Source organism: Exiguobacterium sp. UBA5002 (assembly GCF_002396765.1).
GTDB lineage: Bacteria > Bacillota > Bacilli > Exiguobacteriales > Exiguobacteriaceae > Exiguobacterium_A.
Map to the genome: position 1 here is coordinate 102536 of NZ_DGYQ01000038.1, position 1680 is coordinate 104215.

At 46.1% G+C, this 1680-nt stretch carries 2 protein-coding genes and 1 pseudogene; 2 read left to right on the forward strand and 1 reads right to left on the reverse strand.

The window, feature by feature from the left end:
- Positions 1–111: 111 nt before the first annotated feature.
- On the reverse strand, positions 112–921 hold the full coding sequence (locus B4C70_RS12210) for a Cof-type HAD-IIB family hydrolase (protein ID WP_290779783.1): 810 nt from the start codon (positions 919–921) through the stop codon (positions 112–114).
- A gap of 198 nt (positions 922–1119) precedes the next feature.
- Between B4C70_RS12210 and B4C70_RS12215 the strand changes: the two genes are divergently transcribed.
- Together B4C70_RS12215 and B4C70_RS12220 are read left to right on the forward strand one after the other, a co-directional pair.
- On the forward strand, positions 1120–1314 hold the full coding sequence (locus B4C70_RS12215; protein ID WP_023467415.1) for a YjzD family protein: 195 nt from the start codon (positions 1120–1122) through the stop codon (positions 1312–1314).
- Positions 1315–1377: 63 nt separating this feature from the next.
- Positions 1378–1680 (forward strand): annotated as a pseudogene (locus B4C70_RS12220) (beta-aspartyl-peptidase); the annotation flags it as partial.

Sequence of the window (1680 nt, forward strand, 5' to 3'; positions counted from 1 at the left end):
AAGACCCGCTTTCCTGCTTGAATGAAGCAGGAAAACTGGCTTGTGTCTCGCCTGAGGAAAGGGCGTGAAAAGACGCGTCATTCTTTTTTGAGTCAGCCTCTTTATCTGTTTTCATGTGAGTCCAAGTACGTGTCTCAAGTAATACGCGATCCCGTCATCCTCGTTTCGCTTCGTCGTGCCGTTTGCCAGATGTTTCAGCGCAGGGATGGCATTACCCATCGCGACACCATGTCCAGCATATTCGATCATCTCTAAATCATTTTCCTCATCACCAAACGCGACGATCTGTCGGGAATCAATCCCGAGATGATGCGCGATGTGAGCAAGACCGACCGCCTTACTTGTACCTTTTCGCATCACTTCGACCATGAATTCAGGTTTCACCCATTGACGATTGAGTACTGTCTCAGCATGGATACCAGATAGTTCGGAGCGGATCTCATCGACGTGTTCTCCTTTGGCATGAATTAAAAGAGAGGTTGGTTCATGCATAAGCACCTTTCGTAAATCTCCGGTCGTGACGGATAAGGCATGGTCGGTATAGAATTCGTAAATACCAACCGGATCATATTGAAAATAGACATGATCCGTGACTTCGCAGACGATGTTTTGTGTTTTCGTCTCAGCGACAGATTCTAAAATATGTTGAACAGTTTTTAATGGAATCGGATGATGCTGAACTTCAAAGTGGATGTCTTGTGGATGATGGACGAGACCACCGTTAAAGTTAACGATCGGTGTCGTTAAACCGAGCTGTTCGTAATATTTTCGAGCGTGACGAAACGGTCGTCCGGTTGCGATGACGACTTCGTGACCATTCGCACGCGCACGCTGGAGCGCAGCGATGTTCGCAGCGCTGATTGTCTTATCATCTTTTAAAAGGGTGCCGTCGAGATCGACAGCGATTAAGTGACGGGTCATGATGAAATCCTCCGCTTTCTTTTCGTTAATTCTACTGTAGCATATGAAGCGATTGTCCTTCGTATGAAACGATTAAGTTTTTCAAGGAAAAGAAAGCGCTTGAAAAAATTAGAGAAAAGCTGTTGCTTGGTTTAAAAAATGGTATACTACAAATCGTAGGATAACTCTATAGTACGTTATGGAAACGGAGGGGAAATCATGCGTTTTCTCGTTACATTCTTTTGGTCATTCTTACTCGTGAACACAGCTGTGTTCATCGTATCGGCAGTTGATGCAGTAACGTATAGCTTCGGATTCGCGACAGCTATGTCTGTCGTCACTTCACTTGTCGTTTTCGCACTCGATGCCGTCAATGAAGATTTAGGTCTTGGTCAAGGGACTAAGGCAGAATAAGGAAAAGCGAGATGTCGTCACATGGGCGATAGGCTCGCTTTTTGTCTTAAGGAGGAATGATCGATGATCGTCATCGAACAGGTTCTGTGGCAACAGATGCCGCAAAATATCTACATAGCAGGAAATCAGATCATCGGAATCGGTTCCTATACCATAGATGAAGCAATGATTACGCATCGGATCGATGGTCGCGGCAAACAGCTAGTTCCTGGATTCATCGATGGACACTTACATCCAATCGGTGGGGGAGGAGAAGGCGGATTTGCAACGAGAACAGCATCGCTGACCGTTCGAGACATATTCGAAGGTGGTGTCACGACGGTCGTTGGATTACTCGGAACGGATGGTTGGACACGAACGGGAATC